This window comes from Corynebacterium sp. HMSC073B01, assembly GCF_001838255.1.
Classification (GTDB): domain Bacteria; phylum Actinomycetota; class Actinomycetes; order Mycobacteriales; family Mycobacteriaceae; genus Corynebacterium; species Corynebacterium jeikeium_D.
The window spans coordinates 28,742-52,136 of the sequence record NZ_KV836177.1; the positions used below are offsets into that span (position 1 = coordinate 28,742).

Annotated in this window: 21 protein-coding genes; 2 read left to right on the forward strand and 19 right to left on the reverse strand. The window is 59.9% G+C overall.

Features of this window, described 5'->3' with window-relative positions:
* Positions 1 to 152: 152 nt before the first annotated feature.
* The 16 genes from ftsY to HMPREF2849_RS08475 form a co-directional block, all read right to left on the reverse strand.
* Positions 153 to 1,712, reverse strand: a complete 1,560-nt coding sequence (gene ftsY / locus HMPREF2849_RS08400; RefSeq protein ID WP_049171536.1) for a signal recognition particle-docking protein FtsY — start codon at positions 1,710 to 1,712, stop codon at positions 153 to 155.
* Between the two features lie 47 nt (positions 1,713 to 1,759).
* On the reverse strand, positions 1,760 to 5,254 hold the full coding sequence (gene smc / locus HMPREF2849_RS08405; RefSeq protein WP_070862868.1) for a chromosome segregation protein SMC: 3,495 nt from the start codon (positions 5,252 to 5,254) through the stop codon (positions 1,760 to 1,762).
* Between the two features lie 88 nt (positions 5,255 to 5,342).
* Positions 5,343 to 6,659 (reverse strand): ammonium transporter, encoded by a 1,317-nt coding sequence (locus HMPREF2849_RS08410; RefSeq protein WP_070862869.1) that lies wholly within the window; start codon positions 6,657 to 6,659, stop codon positions 5,343 to 5,345.
* 257 nt (positions 6,660 to 6,916) lie between these two features.
* Positions 6,917 to 7,198: an acylphosphatase gene (locus HMPREF2849_RS08415; RefSeq protein WP_070862870.1), complete on the reverse strand. Its 282-nt coding sequence runs from the start codon at positions 7,196 to 7,198 to the stop codon at positions 6,917 to 6,919.
* Positions 7,188 to 8,648: an alanine/glycine:cation symporter family protein gene (locus HMPREF2849_RS08420; protein ID WP_049181285.1), complete on the reverse strand. Its 1,461-nt coding sequence runs from the start codon at positions 8,646 to 8,648 to the stop codon at positions 7,188 to 7,190. Before HMPREF2849_RS08420 ends, HMPREF2849_RS08415 begins: the two co-directional genes overlap by 11 nt.
* A gap of 18 nt (positions 8,649 to 8,666) precedes the next feature.
* The gene (gene mutM / locus HMPREF2849_RS08425; RefSeq protein ID WP_070862871.1) at positions 8,667 to 9,530 is read right to left on the reverse strand and encodes a bifunctional DNA-formamidopyrimidine glycosylase/DNA-(apurinic or apyrimidinic site) lyase; all 864 of its coding nucleotides are present in this window, start codon (positions 9,528 to 9,530) and stop codon (positions 8,667 to 8,669) included.
* Entirely contained in the window at positions 9,530 to 10,258 is a 729-nt protein-coding gene (gene rnc / locus HMPREF2849_RS08430) for a ribonuclease III (protein WP_038628630.1), read from the reverse strand. Before rnc ends, mutM begins: the two co-directional genes overlap by 1 nt.
* Positions 10,259 to 10,300: 42 nt before the next feature.
* Complete coding sequence (locus tag HMPREF2849_RS08435) at positions 10,301 to 10,861, reverse strand: YceD family protein (protein ID WP_070856655.1); 561 nt, start codon at positions 10,859 to 10,861, stop codon at positions 10,301 to 10,303.
* 29 nt (positions 10,862 to 10,890) lie between these two features.
* Entirely contained in the window at positions 10,891 to 11,652 is a 762-nt protein-coding gene (locus HMPREF2849_RS08440; protein ID WP_049171555.1) for an SPFH domain-containing protein, read from the reverse strand.
* 10 nt (positions 11,653 to 11,662) lie between these two features.
* The gene (gene coaD, locus HMPREF2849_RS08445; protein WP_016422540.1) at positions 11,663 to 12,136 is read right to left on the reverse strand and encodes a pantetheine-phosphate adenylyltransferase; all 474 of its coding nucleotides are present in this window, start codon (positions 12,134 to 12,136) and stop codon (positions 11,663 to 11,665) included.
* A 45-nt stretch (positions 12,137 to 12,181) separates the two neighbouring features.
* Positions 12,182 to 12,748: a 16S rRNA (guanine(966)-N(2))-methyltransferase RsmD gene (rsmD, locus tag HMPREF2849_RS08450; protein WP_048735471.1), complete on the reverse strand. Its 567-nt coding sequence runs from the start codon at positions 12,746 to 12,748 to the stop codon at positions 12,182 to 12,184.
* Positions 12,749 to 13,021, reverse strand: a complete 273-nt coding sequence (locus tag HMPREF2849_RS08455; protein ID WP_070862872.1) for an acyl-CoA carboxylase biotin carboxyl carrier protein subunit — start codon at positions 13,019 to 13,021, stop codon at positions 12,749 to 12,751.
* Positions 13,022 to 13,045: 24 nt separating this feature from the next.
* The gene (locus tag HMPREF2849_RS08460; protein ID WP_070862873.1) at positions 13,046 to 15,196 is read right to left on the reverse strand and encodes an ATP-dependent DNA helicase RecG; all 2,151 of its coding nucleotides are present in this window, start codon (positions 15,194 to 15,196) and stop codon (positions 13,046 to 13,048) included.
* A 4-nt stretch (positions 15,197 to 15,200) separates the two neighbouring features.
* Positions 15,201 to 16,727, reverse strand: a complete 1,527-nt coding sequence (locus HMPREF2849_RS08465) for a DAK2 domain-containing protein (protein ID WP_070862874.1) — start codon at positions 16,725 to 16,727, stop codon at positions 15,201 to 15,203.
* A 6-nt stretch (positions 16,728 to 16,733) separates the two neighbouring features.
* Positions 16,734 to 17,399 carry a uracil-DNA glycosylase gene (locus HMPREF2849_RS08470; protein WP_038628617.1) on the reverse strand — a complete coding sequence of 222 codons (666 nt, stop codon included), beginning with the start codon at positions 17,397 to 17,399 and terminating at the stop codon, positions 16,734 to 16,736.
* 37 nt (positions 17,400 to 17,436) lie between these two features.
* On the reverse strand, positions 17,437 to 18,393 hold the full coding sequence (locus HMPREF2849_RS08475; RefSeq protein WP_070862875.1) for a thiamine-phosphate kinase: 957 nt from the start codon (positions 18,391 to 18,393) through the stop codon (positions 17,437 to 17,439).
* Between the two features lie 111 nt (positions 18,394 to 18,504).
* Here HMPREF2849_RS08475 and HMPREF2849_RS08480 point away from each other — a divergent pair, with 111 nt between their 5' ends.
* A complete protein-coding gene (locus HMPREF2849_RS08480) occupies positions 18,505 to 19,485 on the forward strand; it encodes a DUF3515 domain-containing protein (protein WP_070862876.1) in 981 nt (326 codons plus the stop codon).
* A gap of 10 nt (positions 19,486 to 19,495) precedes the next feature.
* Here the strand turns inward: HMPREF2849_RS08480 and HMPREF2849_RS08485 are convergent, their stop codons facing one another.
* Together HMPREF2849_RS08485 and HMPREF2849_RS08490 are read right to left on the reverse strand one after the other, a co-directional pair.
* Positions 19,496 to 20,599: a D-alanine--D-alanine ligase family protein gene (locus HMPREF2849_RS08485; RefSeq protein ID WP_070862877.1), complete on the reverse strand. Its 1,104-nt coding sequence runs from the start codon at positions 20,597 to 20,599 to the stop codon at positions 19,496 to 19,498.
* Positions 20,600 to 20,634: 35 nt separating this feature from the next.
* Entirely contained in the window at positions 20,635 to 21,633 is a 999-nt protein-coding gene (locus tag HMPREF2849_RS08490) for an NAD(P)H-dependent glycerol-3-phosphate dehydrogenase (protein WP_016422532.1), read from the reverse strand.
* 112 nt (positions 21,634 to 21,745) lie between these two features.
* Here HMPREF2849_RS08490 and HMPREF2849_RS08495 point away from each other — a divergent pair, with 112 nt between their 5' ends.
* Positions 21,746 to 22,726 (forward strand): NUDIX hydrolase, encoded by a 981-nt coding sequence (locus HMPREF2849_RS08495; RefSeq protein ID WP_172954645.1) that lies wholly within the window; start codon positions 21,746 to 21,748, stop codon positions 22,724 to 22,726.
* Between the two features lie 17 nt (positions 22,727 to 22,743).
* On the opposite strand, the gene leuD is transcribed toward HMPREF2849_RS08495, so the two are convergent.
* On the reverse strand, positions 22,744 to 23,334 hold the full coding sequence (leuD, locus tag HMPREF2849_RS08500; RefSeq protein ID WP_070862878.1) for a 3-isopropylmalate dehydratase small subunit: 591 nt from the start codon (positions 23,332 to 23,334) through the stop codon (positions 22,744 to 22,746).
* Between the last annotated feature and the right edge of the window lie 61 nt (positions 23,335 to 23,395).

The window sequence follows — 23,395 nt, forward strand, 5'->3', positions numbered from 1 at the left end:
GATTCCTAGCACCTCAACATTAAAGGCCCCGGAGCCCCGCGTATCCTCTACAGAAATCTACGCGGTGGCTCCGAGGCCTTTATTTTTGCCGGGGGCAACGGGCGACGCTGTACTCACCAATCGATGGAAAATTCACTCATCGATGTTAGTTACTATTTGCGGCCGCCGAGCAGTGCGTCTACGAAGCTCTCCGGCTCAAACGGCGCCAGGTGGTCAGCACCTTCACCAAGGCCAACCAACTTCACCGGCACACCGAGCTCGTTTTGCACCTGGAATACAATGCCGCCCTTCGCGGTACCGTCCAGCTTGGTCAGGGCAACGCCGGTGATGTCTACTACATCCCGGAACGTACGAGCTTGCAGTAGACCATTTTGGCCAACCGTCGCGTCCAAAACCAGGATGACTTCGTCAACCTGAGCCTTCTTCTCCACCACGCGCTTAATCTTGTCCAGTTGGTCCATCAGACCGACCTTGGTGTGCAGGCGGCCGGCGGTGTCGATGAGCACCACATCAGCGCCGGACTCGATACCGTGAGCAACTGCCTCAAATGCAATAGAAGCAGGATCGGCGCCTTCAGCGCCGCGAACGGTCTCCGCGCCAACGCGTCGCCCCCAGGTCTCCAGCTGGTCGGCTGCAGCAGCACGGAAGGTATCCGCTGCGCCGAGAACAACACGGTGGCCACCGGCGACCAGTACACGAGCCAGCTTGCCCGTCGTCGTGGTCTTACCTGTGCCGTTGACACCGACTACCAGAATCACTGCGGGCTTGCCCTCGTGCGGAAGTGCGCGGATGGAGCGGTCCATCTCAGGCTTGCACTCCTCAATCAACACCTCACGCAGCAGGGCGCGCACTTGCTCTTCCGTGCTCACCTTCTGGCTGGCAATACGCTCGCGCAGCTTATCGACGACACGCTGCGTCGCAGCCGCACCGAGGTCAGCCATAACCAGGATGTCTTCAACCTCTTCCCACGCGTCCTCATCAAGGTCACCCGCGCCCAAGATGCCGAGCACAGACTGGCCAATTGCATTCTGCGACCGTGACAGACGACCGCGCAGGCGGCCCAGACGTCCCTCAGCCGGGTCGATGGAGTCAATCTGCTGTTCTGCTTCTGGCTCTGGCGTCGGCTCCGGCGCAGCTTCCGGCTCCGGCTCTGGCGTCGGTTCTGGTTCGGGAGTCGGCTCCGGCTCCAGCTCCGGTTCAGGAGCAGGAACTACCTCTACCTCAGGCTCTGCTTCGGGCTCTGGTTGTGGTTCCGGCTCGGGCTCTGATTCCTCTTCCCCGGCCGTTGGCAAATCGATTGGGATTTCCCGCATTACGCGGTCATAATCCCCCTCCATTTCGGTGGGGTTATCCGGAATAACCAGTCGACCTTCTGGTTTCAGCAGTGAACCGTCCGGCTGATCGGCAGGTATATCAGCCTGCTTTTCCTCTGGCTCCGGGGCCTGCTTTTCAATCGGCTTTTCCGCCGGTTTCGGCATCGGTTTTTCAACCGGCTGCTTCTCGCGGGTATCAGTCCCACCACCGGCCGGAGCGAAGTTAAAACCACTAGTGGCCTGGTAATTTCCAGACTTCTCCTGCTGGGTGAGTTCCTTAGTATCTTCCTTCGCAAAGGAAATGCGCTGGTTCTTCCTGCGGACATAGCCCACAACAAAGAGCAGCGCGATAATAACGACAATCGCGACGACAAGGAGTATCCACTGAGTTGGAGTCATAACTCTCATTATGCAGTATCAACGACTCTTCCTCACTTACTCCGCGCTTACTCCGCTCCTGTCGACGGAGTTGCGGATGCCGGTGACATTCGCTGCGAGATTACTCGAGTCACACCATCGCCCCGCATGGTCACGCCGTAGAGCACATTCGCAACGTCCATTGTTGGCTTCTGGTGCGTAATGACAATCAGCTGACTGGTCGCGCGGAGTTCCTCGAGCAGCGCAATAAGGCGACGCAGGTTAACGTCGTCAAGCGCGGCTTCAACCTCGTCGAGTACGTAAAAGGGACTCGGGCGCGCGCGGAAAATAGCGACGAGCATTGCCAGCGCCGTCAGCGACTTCTCGCCGCCGGAGAGCAACGACAGCCGCTTAACCTTTTTGCCCGGCGGGCGGGCTTCAACCTCGATACCTGTCGTGAGAAGGTTGTCCGGCTCAGTGAGAACCAGTCGTCCGTCGCCGCCCGGGAAAAGCGTTTGAAAGACCGCGGGGAATTCTGCCTCGACATCGTTCCACGCGTCTGTGAAGAGCTGCAGGATCGTGGCATCGACTTCCTCGACAACATCGGTGAGGTCCTGGCGGGCCTTGAGGACATCATCGAGCTGCGTGGATAGGAAAGAGTAGCGCTCCTCCATCGCCTTATACTCCTCCAGCGCCAACGGGTTGACGCGGCCGAGCACACGCAGATCCTTCTCCGCCTGTTTGAGCTGCTTCGTCACGGCTGCGCGGTCGAAGTTCTCATCAGGAGCAAAGTCCGCGAGCAGGTCATCGACAGACAGCCCCAACTGGTCGACGATGCGCTCTGCAGCCTCGGTCACGCGGACCTGCGCCTGCGCACGGGCGATGTCGCCCTGGTGCGCGGAATCCGTTAGCTGTGCCAGCTCACGTTGCGCCGTATTTGCCTCCGTCCGGGCCGCTGATAGTGCCTGCGACACTGTCTTCTTCTGCGCCTCGGCATCGTCGCGATCGGCCTCTGCCCGCGCCAACGACACGTTGACCTTCGCATGCAAATCCTCAGCCAGCTCCGCGACAACTTCTGCCAATTCGCGCTGGGCAACCTTCGCCATCTGCGCCTGCTCATGGCGGGCCTTCGCTACGCGCTCCGATGCAGCCTGGCGACGGAGCCGCTCGGCCTTGCCTCGTACACTCGACAGTCGCTCCTCTGCCGTACGCAGCGACAGACGCGCCTCTGTTTCCATGGCGCGCACAGCCGTCAGCGCCTCCGAGGCCCGATCACGTTCGCTTGTCGACGGTTCCCCCTCCTCGGGGTCACGGTCAACGCGTGCCAAGCGGTCTGCGACCTCCGCCAACTCCTTCTGGAGCTTCGTTACTCGGTCCGCGGCTTCGGCTCCGCGCTGCTCAGCACGTTCGGCATCATGCACCACGCCGGACAGCTGCGCTGTGGCCCGAGTTCGGGCATCCGTGAGGACCTTCATACGACTCTGATGTTCACGCAACGCAGCACGGGCGGCCGCCGCGTCCGTGCGGCGGTCCTCTTCTTCGGCCTGTGCACCGGAGAGCACACCACCGAGGTCACTCAAACGCACCTGTGCTTCTGCTAGTTCTTCGCGAGTCTTAGCAATGTCGGCGGCGATTTCCACACCTGATGCAGTGCCACCAGCACCGCCAGCTACCCAACCAGAGCCACGCAGCACACCATCGCGGTCAACAACGCGCAGTCGAGTATCCTGCGACACTAACTCACGGGCAACGTGCTCGTCGTCGCAGGCCACGACATCAACGAGCAGAGAGGTCAACGAACCCGAAAGCTCCGCCGGCACTGTCACATGATCGAGCAGCCAGGATGCCTGTGCGGGCAGAGTGATGTCCAAGCGCCAGGAGTCGGATGCATCCGCAGAATTGATAACAACGGCACTGCCCTTGCCCGTGGCCACCAGCTCGTCGATAAGCGAATCTCCACTGCCCTCGCTGACCAGTGCTTCGGCGGCCGCGCCGAGGGCGGCAGTGAGCGCTTTTTCCCAGCCAGCGTCGACATCGATGACTTCAGAGAGAACGCCGAGTTCGTGTTTTTCACGTAGCCACGCGGTGCCGTCGTTGGCAGCGGCGGTGCGGGCGGTCTCCAGAGCTTCGATGCGGGCGGACAGACCTGAGACGCTGCGTTCAAGGTCGCGCTCGTCAGCGCGGAGTTCTTTCAACCGTGTAGAGGCCAGCTCTGCTTCTCGGTTGGCCTGTTCATAAGCACTCTGCAGCTCGGGACCTTCGAATTCTGCCTCGGCTAGCTCCTGCGCGGCGTTTTCCACGGCTTCGGTGGCATCGGCACGGCGTTCGTCGGCCTCATTGGTTTGCTCGGCAAGGCGTGCAGCTTCGGCTTCGGCGGCTTCCAAGCGGGTGCGCAGAGATTCTTCTGCGGAAATGAGACGAACCACGCCTTCGCGACGGTCGGCGATTGCGCGAACGGCCGCGAGGTGCTCCGCTTCGGCTTCACGGAAAGTCTCCTCGGCGTCGAAGAGCGTTTCGCGAATTTCCTCCAGTTTCTCGCGGGCCTCTGCCTCAGCCTCAGCAAGCGTGGCTTCTTCGGTCGCGGCGTCGTCGGCCCGCTGCTCCAGGAAGTCCGGGTCTGGGCCTACCCACGGCGCGACGGAGTGGTCGGCCGCACGATCGGCGGCGATGCGGGCCGTCGCTTGAATACGCTCACCGAGTGCGGAGAGACGGAACCACAAATCTCGGGCAGCATCAGCTGCTGGAGTGATGTCTTCCAGTTCCGCTTCAAGCTCTGCAGTGCGCTCAGCGGCAATCTCGGCTCGCTCAGTGGCGGCCTCCACCTTTTCCTCAATGAGCTTGGCTTGACCAGCAATGTCATTGAGGCTGTCCTGCAAATCCACAAAATCCGCAGCGGCCAGGCGCAACTTGGCGTCGCGCAGGTCCGCCTGCACAGTCTGGGCGCGAGAGGCGGCCTCAGCCTGACGCTTCAGCGGTTTGAGCTGACGGGAAAGCTCACCTGTCAGATCCTGCAGACGGTCGAGGTTAGCCTGCATCGACTGGAGTTTGCGCTGCGCTTTCTCCTTGCGGCGGCGGTGCTTGAGCACACCCGCTGCTTCTTCGATAAACGCACGACGCTCCTCTGGCCGCGACTCCAGAATCTGCGAAAGCCGGCCCTGGCCGACGATGATGTGCATCTCGCGGCCAATACCGGTGTCGCTGAGGAGCTCTTGGACATCCATGAGGCGGACGCGAGAACCGTTGATTTCGTACTCACTTGCGCCGTCGCGGTACATGCGACGCGTGACAGAGACTTCCTTATATTGAATGGGAAGTGCCCCATCGGAATTGTCGATGGTAAGAGTAACCTCCGCGCGCCCCAAGGGCTTTCGCCCGGAGGTACCCGCAAAGATGACATCTTCCATTTTGCCGCCACGGAGGGTCTTGGCGGAATGCTCACCCATAACCCACGCGAGGGCATCGACGACATTCGACTTTCCGGATCCGTTCGGGCCGACAACTGCGCAGATGCCGGGCTCAAATTTCATCGTCGTCGCCGAAGCGAAGGATTTAAAGCCCTTCAGAGTCAGCGATTTCAAATACATGGGGCAATATCTTACCCGTAGTTACGGTTTGGAGCTGAATTACCCCAAGCACTCACTCATTTACACAGCCTTGTTTACACGGCGCCGTTTACACAGCCGCCTGCTTGGCCGACGTGTAGGCCGACTCACCGTGCTGAGCGACGTCAATACCAGAATGTTCCTGCTCGCCGTGGATACGCCAACCGACAGTTGCCTTCAGGACTCGGGCAATGATGTACGTCAGCACGCCTGAGAACACCGTCGCGATGACAGCAATAATGATCTGGATGGCAAACAATTTCAGGCCGTCGATGCCACCACCGGTAAGCAGTCCGCGATCATTAGCCAGCAGGCCAACACCAATCGTTCCCCACATAGCTGCAACCAGATGTAGACCAACCACATCCAGGGAGTCATCGAAGTTGAACTTGTACTTTAAGCCAACGCCCCAGCAAGCCAGCGCACCGCCGATATAGCCCAGAATGATTGACGTCACTGGGTTCATATCTCCTGCGGCCGGAGTAATAGTCACAAGCCCTGCGATGACACCCGAAGCGGCGCCCAGCGAGGTGGGATGTCCATCACGAATACGCTCGAGTGAAATCCAGCCGAGCATCCCCACGCACGCTGCCACCGTCGTATTCAGCCATGCCAGACCAGCGACACCGTCGGCAGCAAATGCCGAACCGCCGTTGAAGCCAAACCAGCCGAACCACAGCAGTGCAGCACCGAGCATGACGAGTGGCAGGTTGTGCGGGCGATGCTGGCTGCCATCGATAGACTTGCGCTTGCCGACGATAATCGCCAGCACCAAAGCGGCGGTACCAGCAGCAATGTGCACAACCGTACCGCCAGCGAAGTCAATTGGAGCGATCAATGCTTCACCGTCAGCGGTCCCAAACAGCTTTGCCGAAAGGCTCTCTGCAGAGTGGCTCAGCAGACCACCGCCCCAGACCATGAAGGCCATTGGGAAGTACACCAGCGTTGTCCAGAAACCGACGAAAATCAACCAGGTGGAGAACTTCACGCGTTCGGCCAGCGCCCCAGAGATCAGCGCTACAGAAATCGAGCAGAACGTGAGCTGGAACCCAATGTCGATGATGTTTGGGTAACCGTTCGCACTCGCAATGTAGTTGCCGTCGCCATCCGTGATTGAGTTACGCAGACCGAAGAACTCGAATGGGTTGGCAAAAACACCACCGATCGACTGCGATCCGTAGGACATCGACCAGCCCCACAGCACGTAAATGGCACCGACAACGCCGACAGCACCAAAGCTCATCATCATCATGTTGAGCACCGACTTCTGTCGCGACATGCCGCCATAGAACAGCGCGAGCGCCGGTGTCATCAGCAAAACCAACGAAGCCGAAATCAGCATCCACGCTGAGTTTCCAGACTGTGCAATTACTTCTTCAGGCGTCATATGTGCCTCCCCTGTCTGTCAGTAGGTAGTTATTAACTTAAATCACTTTTCCTCCGTATTTGCGTATTCTTTTTCTCACTTGCGTAGTTTTTCAGCGCTCTAAGACCTCTTCAGCGTCCCAATCGACTACCTCAAGACACGAAAAAATCCCCCGCTAACTGCGTAAAAACAATGACGCAGAGCGAGGGATAGAACGTTTTCGAATTTTTCGGATTCCTACACCGACATGGGGGGGGGAGGAAGGCAGTTGGCACCCCTTAACGACGGTCAAACGTGCTCAATGCACCCTTCGGTTCCTGCCATAACGGCACCACTGCCGTCACATCGCCCGGAGTATTCGGCCCCTCAAGCCAAGCGAGCAAACTCTCACAGTCTGCCCGTTGCCCTTCAGCAACAACTAACACCCGACCATCCGGGTAGTTCTGGGCATAACCGACCAACCCCAACTCCAGTGCCGTCGCGCGGGTGTACCAGCGAAAACCGACACCTTGAACGCGTCCGTGTACCCATGCGGTGAGGCGGACGTCGTTAAGCGGCATCGGACTCACGCACCGTCATCGGGTCGGAACCATCCCAGCACTCGATCTTGTCGTGACCGCGGAGGTTAGGCAGATCATCGCGGTGGAATACTGGATTAAGTCCCTTGGCCTTCTGCTCGGAATAGTTCTTCAACAGGGCGACTGCGACACCGCCTAGCGGCAGAATCGCGATGATATTGATGGTGGCCATGAGTGCGGAGAACGTATCTGCAAGCGACCAGACTAGCGGCACGGAACCGACAGCTCCGCCAATCACGCACAGGATAACCAGGACGCGCACGGTGTTCAAGACAGCCTTGCTCTTTGACAGGAACGGGATATTCGCCTCGGCGTAGTAGTAGTTACCCACCAGCGAGGAGAACGCGAGGAAGAAGATGATAACCGTGACCGCGTGGATGGCCCACGTACCCACCTGCGCCGACAGCGCAGCCTGAGTCAACGCGGTGCCCTCCGCATCGCCGCCGAAGGTCGGATCGGACAACAGGATGATAACTGCGGTGATGGTACAGACGACCCAGGTGTCGAAGTAGACACCCATCGTCTGGATTAGGCCCTGTTTGACCGGGTGCGACACCGACGCCGTAGCCGCCGCATTTGGTGTGGAACCCATACCGGCCTCGTTGGAGAACAGACCACGGCGAATACCCTGCATCATGGCAGTACCGACAGCGGCACCAGCGATCTCACGGATACCGAAGGCGTGCTCAAAAATCAGCTTGATCATGCCCGGCACCTCGGTGATGTTGAGAGCCAAGACAATCAGGCCGAGGATAATGTAAGCCACGGCCATAATCGGCACGATGATCTGTGTCACCGCCGAAATACGCTGCACACCACCGAAGATGATGACGCCGGCCAAGATTGCCAGCACAATGCCGACGCAGAATTTAAAGATCGGCGTTTCCTGACCAGTCGACTCAGCCACAGCCGCCGTGATTGAGTTGGACTGCACCGCATTGAACACAAAACCGTAGGTCACCGTGATCGCGATGACGAACAGCGACGCCATCCAGCGCCAGTTCTCTCCCAGCCCCTTGGTGATGTAGTACGCGGGCCCTCCTCGGTAAGAGTCCTTATCCCGCACCTTGTACAGCTGCGCCAGCGTTGACTCCACGAAGCTGGTAGCACCGCCAATCGCAGCGAGTAGCCACATCCAAAACACGGCACCTGGCCCACCCGTAGTGATTGCCACCGCCACACCTGCGACGTTACCGGTACCGACACGCGAGGCAGCAGAGATTGTGAAGGCCTTAAAGGCCGAGATGCCCTTGACCCCCTCGGAGATGTCAGACGGCTTTTCGGTAATTGCCTTGAACATCTCCGGGATGTAACGGAGCTGCACCACAATGGTCCGCCAACAGAAGTACAGGCCTGCACCGCTGAGTAGCAGAATCATGAACAGCCAGTACTTGTCATTCCAGGCGTTGACCCAATCGGTCGCTTGTTCCATGAAGCTCATAAGGAAATTCTAGCGCTGACAGGTGGGACACAGATAACTCGATCTATTCCCAAATGGCAGACGTACAATTGCGCGCCCACACCTCGAGCACGGCTCCCCCGCTTGGCCATAGGCGTTCAAGCTCCGCTCGAAATAGCCACTTTCGCCGTTGACATGTACATATAGTGCGTCAAAGCTCGTGCCGCCGGCCGCTAGCGCCCGCTGAAGTACCGCTTGGCCCTTCCGCAGAAGTTTCGCTAATCGACGGACCGAAAGGTCGCACGCCGGCACGCGACCATCAACCTTCGCCGCCCAAAGCATTTCGTCGGCATAAATGTTGCCGATGCCGGACACGATGTTCTGATTGAGCAATACGGCCTTGATTGGCGAACGCGACTTCATCATGCGGTGTGCAAGTGCAACCACATCGACAGTTGGCTCCAATAGATCGGGCGCGATCTTGGCTGCGGGTTCCGGAACAAAGCGACCGTGGTATTCGACCATTTCACAGGCCCAGACCCAACCAAAGGTGCGCTGATCGTTGAAGTTGATAAGGTGCCGAGCGCCGTCCGGCAGGGCTATGTCAAATGCGGCCCTGGTGTGGCGTCCGGGCAGCGTATCGGGCGTGTACGGAGCTTCCACACGCAATTGGCCGCTCATACCCAGGTGGATGGCAATTGCGGAGTCGTCGTCAAGCGTGAGCCACATGAACTTGCCGCGGCGATCCGTAGCGATAACCGTACGCCCGCGCGTACGACCGATAAACTCTGCGGCACCACCGGGTTGGCGCCGCACGGCACGAGCGTTGTAGACGAAAGTGTCCTCGATGCGGCCACCGACGACGTAAGCGTCGAGACCGCGGCGTACGGACTCGACTTCAGGAAGCTCGGGCATTATGCCAGTGCAGTATGCGCCTGATGCGCGGCGTGCATCTCGGCTTCCTTCTTCGTGGCGCCGGTACCGCTGCCCTTAACCACGCCGTCAACCAGCACGTCAACGTAGAAGGTTAGGTCATGGTCGGGGCCGGTGGTGCGCACAGTGTACTCAGCAGCCGGTAGTTGCTTGGCTGCCAGGCGCTCCTGCAACAGCGTCTTCCAGTCACGACCGCGAGACTCCGTCGGGGCATCGTCAATCATCTGGTTAAACAGTCGAAGAACGGTCTCGCGGGCAACCTCAAAGCCATGCTGCAGGTAAATGGCACCCAGCAGCGCCTCGGTGGTGTCAGCGAGAATTGAGTGCTTATCCGCACCACCGGTGGCCTTCTCACCGCGACCGAGGAGAATGTGCTCCCCCAATCCGATACTGCGGGCCAGGTCAGCCAGCGCGTACATGTTCACTACACCTGCGCGCATCTTGGAAATATCCTGCTCAGCGCGGTCCGGGAAGCGACGGTAGAGTTCTTCAGCAACGCACATGCCCAGCACGGCGTCGCCCAGGAACTCTAGACGCTCGTTATTGGTCAGCATGCCATTTTCATTTGCGAAACTGCGGTGGGTCAGAGCGAGCTTCAGGGACTCCTCTGGTAGTTCAACACCGAGTTTTTCCAGCAGCGGGGCGTGATCGACGGCCTCAAAGGCCGCCTTTCTAGCCGCTTCACCGGTTAGCCGACGCTTGCGGCTCATCCGTTATATCTCCTTTAAAGTCTTCGTCTAAGTCGTCGTCGATTACTTATCGTCCCCGAGCGAGCCAAACTTTTCCGCCAGGCCAGCCCAACGCGGATCAATACGCTCCTCTTCACCCGAGATGCCGTCTGGTTCCGGCACTTCCGAGTCCGACTCAGCACAGCTGGAATCGAAATCCAGACAGGTCGGATTGAAAGGCAGATTCAAGCCCGCCTCATCGATGACGGCTTGAGTGAAATCCACCGTATTGTCGACGATCTGACCAACTTCGTCCTCAAGGTCTTCTTCCTCGGCACCGTCGCCTGTGATGAAGTCCTCGTTGTTGGAAAAGACAGCCGAAATATGGAAGCTGAGCTCCGGATTCAGCGGGGCTAGGCAGCGCACGCACTCACCGGTAGCCTTGGCAGTCACAGTCGCGTCAACCATGACACCACTGCCGAGGTTCGTGACAATGCCGTCAACGACAACCTCCTCGCCAGCGGCGATGCCAATCATCTCGACACCAACGCGGACGGGGCTATCGCCTACCTTGCGGAACTGCTCGGGCATGCCGCCCTGCAGACATGTCGAAACGTCCAGAACAAATGGGGATGAGTCAGTCATGATAGACCTCAGTCTACCCCGAAGATGCGCTAACGCTCGTACCGGCGGCGTTCCTGCCCCTCGGAGAAGGAAGACGGCGCGCTCTGTGCCCCTGCACCACCGCCGACGGCACCGGCCCCCGAACGCAGTACCGAGCGATTGCGACCGACATTACGCAGGGTCTCCTGGAGAGTCTGTTCAAACTCGGCGAGCTTGGAATCAACGTAGCGGTCACACTCTTCACGGAGGCGAGAGGAATCCGCGTGTGCGTCGGAAAGCAGACGATTCGCCTCGTCGTTGGCTTCGCGGACGACCGTTGACTCAGCGACCAGGCGAGCCTGCTCCTCGCGGCCTTCCGCAACGGAACGCTCGTAGGATTCGTTACCAGCGTGAATCAGGCGATCGGACTCGGCAGAAGCACGATCCACAATGCTGTCGTACTCGTGCTGAGCATCCTCGCGGAGGCGACGGGCGTCGTCCTCAGCGGCCGCGACGGTGCCAGCTGCGTGGGCATTGGCATCCTCGACGGTGTGGTTAGCGCGGGCCTCGGCCTCGTCGACAATGCGATGGGCTTCTTCATCCGCAGTCGAAATGGTGTTGTTCGCCCGGGCTTCAGCATCGTTGATAATCTCATCCCGCTGGTCCAAGACATCCTGCGCGTCATCGAGCTCAGCCGGGAAAGCATCCCTCAGCTCATCGAGCAACTCGAGAACACGCTGACGCGGAACCATACAATTGGCCGACAGTGGCACGCCGTGTGCCTCTTCTAGGATCTGGACCAGTTCATCAAGAGATTCGAAGACGCGAAACATGACTTACATGCTACTTCAGTCGGCGCTGCAGGGCGTGCAAGACAGGCTCAGGAACTAGCCCTTCCACCGAACCGCCGTAGCGAACAACTTCCTTCATCAGTGTCGACGACACATGACCGTACTTCGGATCAGCTTCCACAAAGAGAGTCTCAATGCCCGTCATGCGCCGATTCATCTGCGCCATGGGCGCCTCGTACTCGTAGTCCGCCGCCGAGCGCAGACCCTTGACCAGGCAGGTGATACCCTGCGCGGAGGTGTAGTCAACCAACAGCTTCGACCAGGAGTCCACCTGCACATTGTCCAAGTGCTGCGTGCACTGCCGAATGAGGTCCATGCGCTCTTCGACGTTGAACATGCCCTGCTTATTCGGGTTGTGGGTAACCAGCACGGTCACCTGATCGAATTGGCGCGCGGCACGCTCAATCACATCGAGGTGACCAGAGGTCATGGGATCGTAGGAACCGGGGCAGCATGCGTGAGTCATAGAGGTCAAACCACCTTTGGCCGTCGTAAAGCGTAAAGAAGAACGTTAAGCGTTGTAGATAGCGGTGTCGAAGCGCGCCAAACCGTGAATGCGACGCTTCAGCTTCTGCTGGAGCTGTTCGTAGCCCTCGGGCCACTGCGTCTCCTCGTCATCGCGGTGACGCTCCACAGTCACGACCGCGCCCGGCGCGAGGAAACTGCGCAGCGCCTCCAGCATCTCTGTAACGGCCTCCCCCGCCAGCTCATAGGGCGGATCCGCAATAACGCGGTCAAAAGGCTCGCCCGGCGCGCCCGCAAGGTACGACGACACTTTCATCGGAGACACGGCCACATCAGGATGCCCCACGGTGCGAATGTTCTTTTCAATAGCGGCAATGGCGTTCGGATCGTTTTCCACCAACACGACGGAACGCGCGCCACGGGAAGCCGCTTCCAAACCGAGCGCACCTGAGCCCGCGAACAAGTCGAGAACGCGAGTTCCCTCTAACCCAAAGCGTGTGGACCAGGATGAAAAGATGGCTTCTTTCGCGCGGTCACTGGTTGGCCGAGTGGTCTCTCCCTTGGGTGCGACTAGTCTGCGACCGCGCGCCTCACCTGCAATAATGCGGGTCATCTACTTCCCTTCGTGCGATGTGTTCTCGTTGCCGTTGTTCTGTGCCATCGTGCTGTGAGTTGCTGGCGTGATTCGTGCCAGCAGCTGACCACCTTCGACATCCACAAATTGATCTGCCGCCACCTCCGCGACCGTACCCGGGCAGGGCGCTAAAACCGGCGCTTCTAGCTTGACGGCCTCCACGACCGCAATAACCTGACCGGTCGTCACCGAGTCTTTCTCGGCGACCTCCCAGCGGACTACTCCTGCAAAAGGTGCACAGACATCTACCATGCCCAACAGTCTACTTTGGTCTTACTAGGAGCGGTCCAAGTAGTTCGACTGCTCTTCATCGATATCGGAGATAAGCTCTCCCACAAGCCTCTCATCAACATCGAGAAGAGCCATGGCATCATGTCGGGTGCGCTCGATGATTTCGCCGTCGGTGGTGAGGTCCACCAGGCCGAGGCCGGTTGCCAGTCCCGATTGGTCATCGCCGAGCAGATCGCCGAAACTACGCGTGGCCAGGTCCAGCTCCGCCAGTTGAATGCCGTCGGTGGTGGCGGCAATGCGGTCCAGCCGGGTGCGCTCCGGTGTCTGCGAATGCGTGTGTGTACATAGGAAGCACAGGCCACCACGGTCACCACGGCCGACACGACCGCGCAGCTGGTGAATCTGCGAGATACCGTAGCTCTCGGCGCGGCGAATCATCATGATCGTGGCCTCTGGTACATCCACGCCGACTTCGATAACTGTGGTGGACACCAGCACATCCAGCTGTCCTGTGGCAAAGGCCTGCATCACGCGGTCTTTGTCCTCCGGTGCCATATTGCCGTGCAACTGACTGATACGTACACCGGGCAGTTTTTTCCTCGCTCGGTCGAACACCGCCTCCACGGACTCGTCGAGGAACTGTTCCTCATCGCGGGTAATGCGGGGACAGACAATGAAGGCGCGGTTGCCCTTGGCCACTTCTTCCCCAATGCGCTCCCAGGTTCGTGCCTCCCAGCGGGGTTTCTCCAGCGTCGGTACGACAAAGGATTGGATTTCCTGACGTCCCCGTGGCAATTCCGTCAACTGCGAAACTGCGAGGTCGCCAAAAATGGTCATCGCTACCGTGCGCGGAATCGGGGTTGCCGACATCACCAACAGATGCGGTGTCATTCCACCCCGTCCCCTGCTTCGCAGCTGATCGCGCTGGCGCACACCAAAGCGGTGCTGCTCATCGACGACCACCAGCCCGAGATCGAAGAACTCCACGCCCTCACTGAGCAGGGCATGCGTGCCGACGACAATGTCAGCCTCCCCGTTGACTGCCTCCAACAGGGTTGCCCGGCGCTCCTTCGTCGACATCGATCCCGTCAACAGTCGTACAGTCACTGCTACTCCGGCTTGCTCCAGCATCGCTGTCAGCGATCGGTAGTGCTGTTGGGCCAGGACTTCCGTCGGCGCCAGCATCGCGCACTGCCTGCTGGAATCGACTGCTTGCAGCATTCCCAGTAGGGCCACCACGGTCTTACCCGAGCCGACTTCACCTGCTAGCAGGCGGTTCATCGGGTTAGACCTCGCTATATCCTGCGCGATATCGGCTGCGACCGCGACCTGACCGTCGGTAAGCGAAAACGGCAACCCCCGGCGTAGCTCGTCGCGAAGTCCCCCGGCGACTTCCATGCAGGCCGGAGAGGTGAGGCTCGCTTGAGTGCGTTTGCGTGCACCAACGGCGAGTTGGAGCTCAAGCGCTTCGTCGTACTTCAGCCGGGTGAGCGCAATGTCGGGGCCCGCGATGGAGGGAAAGTGTGCGCCACGCAGTGCGGAGTCGAAATCGGTAAGTCCCTCCGGTGTGGCGGGCAACGGGTCTGGCTGCAGCGGTAACCATTCGAGGATGCGCTGCATGAACAGAGCCAGGTGAATACCCGCTACTCCTTTGCGGCCACGGTAAATGGGCAGGTAAGGGCGAGTGAGAAGCCGCTGCATCTCCGCAATCCCCTTGGCCGTTTTCGTCAGTGTGGCCAGCTTGCCAGTGGCTGCGCCTACCGAACCATCGGCTTTGAGCACCATGCAGTCAACATTTTTCAGCTGCAGCTCATTGCGGAACTCGCTGAGCGTGCCAACAATGAGCAGACGCACACCCGGGTGCAGCATATTGCGCAGCCACTCGGCACCGAAAATCGCGGCCGGAAGAATGCGCACGCCGTCACTGACATAGATTTTCAGTGGCTTGCGTCGGTCGGCGAAGGCAGGCGCTGGCGAAATACTGTGCACCTCCACGACTGTGGTGATGGTGTCGCCAATGTCGGAAAATGACACATCTAAGCTCTTACCCTGCGCCACGTAGCGTTTTGGGAAATTCGTCAGTGCATCCGAAACGGTCTCCATACCGAAGGCTGTGTGGAGTTTCTTCGCAATCTTTGGCCCCACCACAATATTCAGGGGCGTGCGCGCGTAATCCGAGCCGAGCCATCCGAGCATCGTGCTACTCGATTCCTATCTGCACCGGCTCATCGATGCCAGTTGCATCATAGGCTACGACCTCCACAGGCTTGTCCAGCCGCGCCCGCACTTGCTCTATGTCCACGTCCTCAGCTCCGCGCCCGAGCAGCAGAGTCACTAGTTCCCCGCCGCCAGCCAACAGGTCTGAGACGGTCTCTGTGAGCGCGTCAGTCAAAGGCTTATCGACGTCCGCAGCGATTACAGCCGTTCGCGTGCCATTGGCAGCCTCGCCCATCGCGTACGCAGCAACCGCCAGCGGCAGCTCAGCCGAATGCACGGCCAAGGCCGCGAGGCCAGCCGGAATGGAGTCTGTAGAAACTACCGCGAGTGTCGGATTAGCCGCGGCAGCAGCGAATTCGATATCCGCCAATTCCTGGTCGCTGACTAGACCATTTGGCAGCAGAATTACCTCATCCGCACCCCGCATGGCAGTCAGTGCCTTGGTGACCACATTGTCAGCGAACTCCTGGTCGGCGATGGCTGCGCGATTTGTTGGAGTGGATGTGGGAGTCGGAGCGGAGGTCGGGCTGATAGCAATCGCTCCAGAGGAAGTGATGAGATCTTTCAGCGGACCGTCCGGCACTACCGCAATGAGGATGCGAGTGGACTCAGGTGTTGTCTCCGGTTCATCGAGCACCTCGATGCGGATGCCCTCCGGACGACCGAAGTCAAGTGCCGCCTCGATAACTGCGCCCGGCTCCACTGTGTGGATATGCACCATGTACTGTGCGGTCTCCGCATTACCAGCGTCACCTGCGATGATGAGCGAGTTTCCCAGCGGGTTTAACCGCTCTCGCAGTGTCTCCACCGCCTGGGTATCCGCCAAGGAAATCAGGTACATGACCTCCATCTCAACGGTGGCTAGGTGTGGCGCGTCGACATGCAAATCGACCGGCGCGGCTGCGCGGCCGCTGACTTCGTCGGCAAGCGCGTCGAGCAGAATGACTAACCCCGCGCCGCCGGCGTCGACCACACCCGCCTGCTGCAGTGCCGGGAGCTGGCTGGGGGTTTTCGCCAGCGCATCGCGAGCGGCATCCGCGATCGTGTCGGCGAGCTCCTCAATCGAGTCGCCCTCAAATTCCTCCGCGGCAATCGCGACGTGACGCAGGACTGTCAGAATCGTGCCCTCCACCGGATTGGCAATCGCCTGAGAGACATGTTGCACAGCTAACTTTAGCGAGTGCTGCACCGACTCAACGCCAATGCCACTACCGGAAGCTGCCTCAGCCACCGCGCGAAAAACCTGCGAGAGCACAGTACCCGAATTACCGCGGGCCCCACGCACCGCACCGGCAGCCAGAGCCGCGGTGACTGCGCGAACATCGGAAGCGTCTGCCTTTTGCGCTTCCTCATACGCCGAACTCAACGTCGCGAGCATATTCGACCCGGTATCGGAATCCGGTACTGGGAAGACATTGAGACTGTTGATCTCATCGCGGCGGGATTGAAGCGCATCAATACCCCGGGCAACCCAGCCGACAATCGCGGCAGAACCAATCTGCGAAGACATGAATTCCTATTCTAGCGTCCAGTCGATAGGGGTAGCTCCCTGACGAATCAGCGACTCATTGGCCCGGCTGAACGGGCGCGACCCGAAGAACCCACGGGATGCCGACAGCGGTGACGGGTGCGGCGAACAGATGCAGTCCACGCCCGGGAGCCAACGCTGCAAACTCTGCGCATCGCGTCCCCACAGAATTGCCACGAGAGGCTTGTCCCGAGCGACCAATGCTTTGATGGCATGCTCCGTGATTGCCTCCCAGCCCTTACCGCGGTGCGAGGCAGCAGCACCCGGGCGCACGGTCAGCACACGGTTGAACAGAGCTACGCCCTGCCTACTCCACGGAGTGAGGTCACCGTTGGAGGGAGTCGGGAGCCCCAGGTCGGAGGAGTACTCCTTAAAAATATTCGCCAACGACCGCGGCACCGGCTTCACATCCGGTTGGACCGAGAAGCTGAGCCCCATCGCGTGCCCCGGGGTCGGATACGGGTCCTGGCCGATGATGAGCACCTTGACCTCATCGAATGGGTAAGTGAAGGCGCGCAGCACATCGGTGCCCGCGGGCAGGTAGCCGTAGCCGGCCGCGTTTTCCTCGCGCAGGAACTGCCCCATCCGGTGGATATCATCGGCCACTGGCTCCAGCGCTTTCTGCCACCCTTCTTCGACCGGCAACGGATCCATGTCATGCAGCCTTTCTTCTCAAAACCTCGTCGAACTCTTAAAAGGAAACCCAACCGGCATCGCGGGCAGGGGGTTTGCCGTCGATAAGCACCGAATCGAACTTTTCCTTCGACACCGTGCCGATAGCGCGGAATCCCGTCGGAGGCTCCCCCGGTGTCGAACCAATCAGTGTGTGGTCCTCCCCGCCGGTGAGCACCCACTCCCATGGATCGACGGCGAGGTATTCGCCAGCGGCAATCTGCAACTCATCGGGCGCAATCGCACTGCTGTCAACTTCCAAAGTAACCCTGGAGGCCTGCGCAATAGCGCGGAGATCCACCACCAGTCCATCGGAATTGTCCGTCAGTGAACGCACTCCTGTGGCTCGCGCCGTGGCCCCCCTGCGGTATTCAAATTCGGGCGTACAGTGTGCTGCCACCAGCTGCGCAAACTCACTTGGAACCTTTGCCGGGCTTCCGCAGTGCTGCAGCAGCGCAAGGCCCGCTGCAGAGTAGCCGATGCGCCCCGACGCAATCACCGTATCCCCCGCGCGTGCCGCTGAGCGCAGCAGCGGCCGCCCCAGCCCACCGAGTTCGCCCATCGCAGTGATGGAAATCACCAGAGAATCTCCGCTGACCATGTCACCACCGACGAGCTCCGCGGGACATTGCTTGCCTTCCTGCCACAACCCCTCGGCGATACCGGTGACCACACTCACCGGAGTATGCAACGGTGCTGAGATGGCGAAAAGCATTGCCGTTGGACGTGCACCCATCGATTCGATGTCGGCGAAATTCTGTACCGCGGCCTTAGCTCCAACTTGCTGAGGTGTCGACCAGTCCAGGCGGAAGTGGCACCCTTCCACCAGCATGTCAGTGGAGGTGACAAAGCGGGCGTTGGGGGTTGTCTGCGTCAAGACGGCGGCATCGTCGCCATTGCGTGCCGACGGGGCGATAGCCCGAATAGCCTCAATGACCCCAAACTCGCCAATATCGCCAATGGTCAATTCAGTCACAGTGTCGAGTCACATTCCTAATAGTCGATGGTTAACCGTTAATAACGGAACCCGTCTCGGCATTGCCCCCAACCAATTGGAGTTGGTACCGGACAACGTAGAATCAGGCCCATGGTAGACGCACCCCCATCGGGAGAAACAGTTCAGTCCAAGGGTAGCCGGACACGCGCGGGCATCGCACTCGCTATCTCCATTATCTCTATCCTCGGCATCATTTTTGCCGCAAAGATTTACCAGGATAGTCAGGCGGCGAAACCAGTCGCGATTTCCAACCCGGAGCTCCCCGCCAATGACTCGCCTGAGTGTGCGGAACTGCTCGACCGACTGCCAGAACGCGCCGCAGGTCTGGTTCGCGCCGAAATTGCAGAGCCGGCTCCAGAAGGTGCCGCTGTGTACCGAAACTTGGAACAAGACCGCATCACGCTGCGCTGTGGCGCGAACGTACCTAGCCAGTACAACGAACTGGCCAAGACCGAAGAGGTCAAGGGCATTTCGTGGCTGCGCGTTGTCGACAGTACCGACGAATCTTTGGCGACTTGGTTCACCGTCGGCCGTGAGCCAGTGGTTGCGATTACCGCCGAAGGAAATGCAAAGGCGGACGACGCACTGCGTGATCTCGCCGAGGCGCTGCGCCCGGATTCCGAGTACAAGAACAAACCGGAGCGCGGCGGTGTCCCGCTGGCAGAATTGGCAGCTCCGGAAGCTGATAAGCGCTGTAGCGGCTTGGAAGCTGCCCTCCCCCGCGATCTCGGCAACCGTCACCGTCTGAGCGCAGCGGAAATGCCGGCTGACATGCCGAAGGACATGGTCATTTGGGGCGGTACCCCAGCCGATCCGGTGGTGCTGCGCTGTGGTGTCGACGAGCCGGCTGGCTACAGCACCACCACGCAGCAGCTAACACAGGTTGGTGACATTGTCTGGTTCAACGAACCAACGCTGTCCTCCGGTACCTCCGCCACCTGGTACGCCATGGGGCGTGAACGCTTCGTCGCCGTTGAAATGCCAATGTCGGAGGCCAGCTCTCTGATGCCGGTGCTCTCCTCGGTCATCGCTGACAACCTGGAGAACATCTCGCCGAGCGAAGAGAAGTAAGAACCAGCTTTTATCGACGAGCTACCAGCGCGCGCTCAATCAGGGCGCTGAGCAGCTCCTCGTAGGCAACACCTGAGGCCGCAAACATCTGCGGGTACATCGAAATCGGGGTGAAACCCGGCATGGTGTTGACCTCATTGATAATCGGGCCATTATCCGTGACAAAGAAGTCCACGCGAGTCAGACCATCAGAGCCCAGTGCCCTGAACGCCCGACGAGCATCCTTCTCCAGCGCCTTCAAAACATCCTCTGGCAGCTCAGCCGGAATCTGCGCCGAAACGATGTCATCCAAGTACTTGGTCTCAAAACCGTAGAAGCCCTCGTCGGAGTCCTCCGTGCCACGCAGCAAGGACGGAACCGATACCTGCAGGCTGCCGTCAGCGCGCTGCAACACGCCAATCTCCACCTCGGCACCGTCTACACCGGCCTCTACGATGACCTTCCAGTCATGCTCTCGGGCCAGCTCTACCGCCGCATCCAGATTCGCCCAATCATCGACGCGGGAGATACCAATCGACGATCCGCCACGGGCAGGTTTGACGAACACCGGCAGGCCAAGGGTCTCCTTGTCCTCGTCGGAAAGCGACTCGCCAACGTGCAAAACGACCTGCTTGCCGATAGGAAGCCCCGCTGCCTGCAGGAGATTCTTCGTGCGTTCCTTATCCATACCCGCCGCGGAAGCGAGCACGCCCGGGCCGACGTAAGCAATGCCGGAAAGCTCAAAGAGCCCCTGGATTGTGCCATCCTCGCCGTGCGGACCGTGGAGAACAGGGAAGATGACGTCGACGGTGTCGAAAACCTCGCCGGCGCGATCACCGGTGACGAAGCGGAATTCACCGCGGCGTGACGGCGAGGTGCTCAGCGCAACCTCCTCGCCCGGGATGACCTCAGGCATCGTACGCCCCTGCGTGCGCAGCGTATCCGTCTCACGCGTCCCGACGGTCCAGACACCATCCTTGGTAATACCAATGGGAACCACTCGGAAGCGGTCCTCATCCAGGTGATCCATAATTGCGCCGGCCGAGACACAGGAGACGCTGTGCTCAGGGCTTGCGCCACCGTAGATGACGGCGACGGAAATGCGATCTGCAGACGAGCTATTCGACGAAGTCATGGTGACTTAGTTTAGCCCCGACCTCGTTGAAGTGGTTACTCCGACTTGCGGCTTCGCCCCATCAGCTTGCGAATTGTCTCATCGACCTTCGCGCCTTCGTGGCAGACGGCGTAAACGGCCTCAGTAATTGGCATTTCCACGCCATTGCGACGAGCGAGGTCACGGACCGAGATTGAAGAAATCACACCCTCAGCCACCTGACCGCGCGTAGCGTGCTGCGCCTGCTCCATCGTGTCACCGCGACCGAGACGGTCACCGAAGGTGCGGTTACGCGACAGCGGCGAGGAACAAGTGGCCACCAAGTCACCGAGGCCCGCCAATCCCGCGAAAGTCTTATCTTCTGCACCAACCGCGTCGCCCAGACGCGTGATTTCCGCCAAGCCACGGGTGATAATGGTTGCCAGCGTGTTCTCACCCAATCCTTGACCAGCGGCCATACCGCAGGCCAACGCAATGACGTTCTTGCAGGCACCGCCGATTTCGCAGCCGATCACATCGGTGTTGGTGTACGGGCGGAAGTAATTAGTGGCAACTGCCGCCTGAATCATCTTGGCGTTGTTCTCATCGGCGCAAGCAATCACCGTTGCCGCTGGCTGCTCCATCGCAACCTCGCGGGCGAGGTTCGGGCCGGACAGCACCGCAATACGCTCTGCTGGCAGGTCTGTGACCTCCGCAATGACCTCACTCATGCGCAGATGTGTCTCGCGCTCCACACCCTTAGCAAGGCTGAGCAGAATCGTCTCCGGCCCGATGAAGTCCTTCCAGACCTTGAGGTTGTCACGCAAAGTCTGCGAGGGCACGCCCAGCACCACCACATCCGCGCCCTTCAGCGCGGCCTCTGCATCCGAGGTGGCTTCGATGTTGCGCGGCAGCCCCAGACCAGGCAGGTAGTCGTGGTTTTCGCGGCTGATCTGAATACGCTGTGCCTGCTCCGCACGTCGCGACCACAGCCGTACAGGATTGCCCGCATCAGCAAAAACCTTGGCGAGCGTCGTGCCCCACGAGCCCGCACCCATCACTGAAACCTGCACCATCGCCGCGACCTTCCTCCGTTAGTCTCTAATCTCCAACAAGTCTAGCGAGACGTTCTCACACTGCGATACTAAACTAGGTCGGCGACAAAGGATTGAAAGGGAATTCACGATGATGCACGAAGAGGACAAGGACCTCAAGGGCGATACCTCCGTGACCGGTCGCCTGCGCCAGATTCCAACGAAGCCAGGTCAGGATGTCACCAAGCCGACCTTCGCGGCCGGCGCGGTTCTATGGCGCGGCGATGTCCACAACCCTGAAATCTGCGTGATTCACCGTCCCTCCTACGACGACTGGTCGCTGCCGAAAGGCAAGCTCGACGCCGGCGAGAACCTCATTGCCACCGCCGTCCGCGAAATCTGGGAAGAGACCGGCTACCGCGTCCGTCTGGGCAAGCTCGTCGGCAACGTCTCTTACCCTGTCGCCGGACGAACGAAGCTGGTCTGGTACTGGACCGCTGAGGTTCTAGACGGCGAATTCGAACAGAACTCCGAGGTCAACGAGCTTCGTTGGGTCTCCTGGGACGAAGCCGAGGAGCTGCTGTCCTACGACCTCGACCGCGACGTGCTGGTCAAGGCCCGCAAGCGCATGAACAAGGAACCGGACACCCGTCTCATTCTGGTTCGCCATGGGCGTGCGCACCGTCGCACCAACTGGAACGGCAATGATGCACTGCGACCACTGGATAAGAAGGGACGTCGTCAAGCGGAACTGCTCGTCTCTGCCCTGGAAGGCTTCCGCCCCGAGCGGATCTACTCCGCCGAGCCCGTGCGTTGCCAGGACACCGTCGCGCCACTCGCCGCAGAGCTGGGCATGCAGGTCACAGTCGACGAACGGCTTGGCGACGAGCACTGGATTGCCAACCAGGTTGAGTCCAAGAAGGCATTCGAAGACATTGTCGCGCTAGGCGGAGTCAGCGTCATCTGCTCTCAGGGCATCACCATCCCAGACCTGCTTGCCGCCTGGTCCGCTGAGGGCACCCTGCCCTTCGACGAGGAAATCCTGTGCAAGAAGGGCTCTGCCTGGGTGCTGGGCTTCAACGACGGTGTGATGACCACGGCTGATTACTACGCCTCGGCGCTGCCGGTGAAGTAGTTTGTGAGGATTTTGACCTACAGCGTCTTAGGCTTGTGGGCCGGACGACTCTCCTCGTAGGCCACAATGTCCGCTTCGTTGCGCAGGGTCAGAGAGACGTCGTCAAGCCCTTCCATCAGACGCCAGCGAGTGTAGTCGTCGACCTCGAACGGGAAGACCTGCTCGCCGGCCTCGACGGTGCGGGTCTCCAGGTTGACGGTGAGCTCCATGCCCGGGTTGGCCTCGAGCAACTTCCACAGCAGCTCGACATCAGACTGCTGCATCTGTGCGGCGAGCAGGCCCGCTTTGCCGGCATTACCGCGGAAGATATCGGCGAAGCGGGATGAGATGACGACGCGGAAGCCGTAGTCCATCAGCGCCCACACGGCGTGCTCACGGGAGGAACCGGTACCGAAGTCCGGCCCTGCTACGAGGATGGAGCCCTTGGCGTACTCGGGGCGGTTGAGCACGAAGTCGGACTCGTTGTTGCGCCAGTTGCTGAACAGGCCATCCTCAAATCCGGTGCGGGTGACGCGCTTTAGGTAGACGGCAGGGATGATCTGGTCGGTGTCGACGTTGGATCGCTGCAGGGGAACGCCGACGCCGGTGTGAGTATCAAACTTTTCCATGGTGAAAGGTCCTTAGAAGTTCTGCTTGGGTCTGTTGTACAAAGATCGGCAGTGAGAGTCA

Bases quoted from the DNA above. Each gene is read 5' to 3' on its own strand.
- HMPREF2849_RS08455 (WP_070862872.1), bottom strand. From the start codon at position 13,021: ATGGTAGATGTCTGTGCACCTTTTGCAGGAGTAGTCCGCTGGGAGGTC.
- HMPREF2849_RS08415 (WP_070862870.1), bottom strand. From the start codon at position 7,198: ATGCCGCTTAACGACGTCCGCCTCACCGCATGGGTACACGGACGCGTT.
- HMPREF2849_RS08480 (WP_070862876.1), top strand. From the start codon at position 18,505: ATGGTAGACGCACCCCCATCGGGAGAAACAGTTCAGTCCAAGGGTAGC.
- HMPREF2849_RS08420 (WP_049181285.1), bottom strand. From the start codon at position 8,648: ATGGAACAAGCGACCGATTGGGTCAACGCCTGGAATGACAAGTACTGG.
- rsmD (WP_048735471.1), bottom strand. From the start codon at position 12,748: ATGACCCGCATTATTGCAGGTGAGGCGCGCGGTCGCAGACTAGTCGCA.
- HMPREF2849_RS08490 (WP_016422532.1), bottom strand. From the start codon at position 21,633: ATGGTGCAGGTTTCAGTGATGGGTGCGGGCTCGTGGGGCACGACGCTC.
- HMPREF2849_RS08495 (WP_172954645.1), top strand. From the start codon at position 21,746: ATGCACGAAGAGGACAAGGACCTCAAGGGCGATACCTCCGTGACCGGT.
- HMPREF2849_RS08485 (WP_070862877.1), bottom strand. From the start codon at position 20,599: ATGACTTCGTCGAATAGCTCGTCTGCAGATCGCATTTCCGTCGCCGTC.
- mutM (WP_070862871.1), bottom strand. From the start codon at position 9,530: ATGCCCGAGCTTCCTGAAGTCGAGTCCGTACGCCGCGGTCTCGACGCT.
- smc (WP_070862868.1), bottom strand. From the start codon at position 5,254: ATGTATTTGAAATCGCTGACTCTGAAGGGCTTTAAATCCTTCGCTTCG.
- leuD (WP_070862878.1), bottom strand. From the start codon at position 23,334: ATGGAAAAGTTTGATACTCACACCGGCGTCGGCGTTCCCCTGCAGCGA.
- HMPREF2849_RS08465 (WP_070862874.1), bottom strand. From the start codon at position 16,727: ATGTCTTCGCAGATTGGTTCTGCCGCGATTGTCGGCTGGGTTGCCCGG.
- ftsY (WP_049171536.1), bottom strand. From the start codon at position 1,712: ATGACTCCAACTCAGTGGATACTCCTTGTCGTCGCGATTGTCGTTATT.
- coaD (WP_016422540.1), bottom strand. From the start codon at position 12,136: ATGACTCACGCATGCTGCCCCGGTTCCTACGATCCCATGACCTCTGGT.
- HMPREF2849_RS08460 (WP_070862873.1), bottom strand. From the start codon at position 15,196: ATGCTCGGATGGCTCGGCTCGGATTACGCGCGCACGCCCCTGAATATT.
- rnc (WP_038628630.1), bottom strand. From the start codon at position 10,258: ATGAGCCGCAAGCGTCGGCTAACCGGTGAAGCGGCTAGAAAGGCGGCC.
- HMPREF2849_RS08470 (WP_038628617.1), bottom strand. From the start codon at position 17,399: ATGGATCCGTTGCCGGTCGAAGAAGGGTGGCAGAAAGCGCTGGAGCCA.
- HMPREF2849_RS08410 (WP_070862869.1), bottom strand. From the start codon at position 6,659: ATGACGCCTGAAGAAGTAATTGCACAGTCTGGAAACTCAGCGTGGATG.
- HMPREF2849_RS08440 (WP_049171555.1), bottom strand. From the start codon at position 11,652: ATGTTTCGCGTCTTCGAATCTCTTGATGAACTGGTCCAGATCCTAGAA.
- HMPREF2849_RS08435 (WP_070856655.1), bottom strand. From the start codon at position 10,861: ATGACTGACTCATCCCCATTTGTTCTGGACGTTTCGACATGTCTGCAG.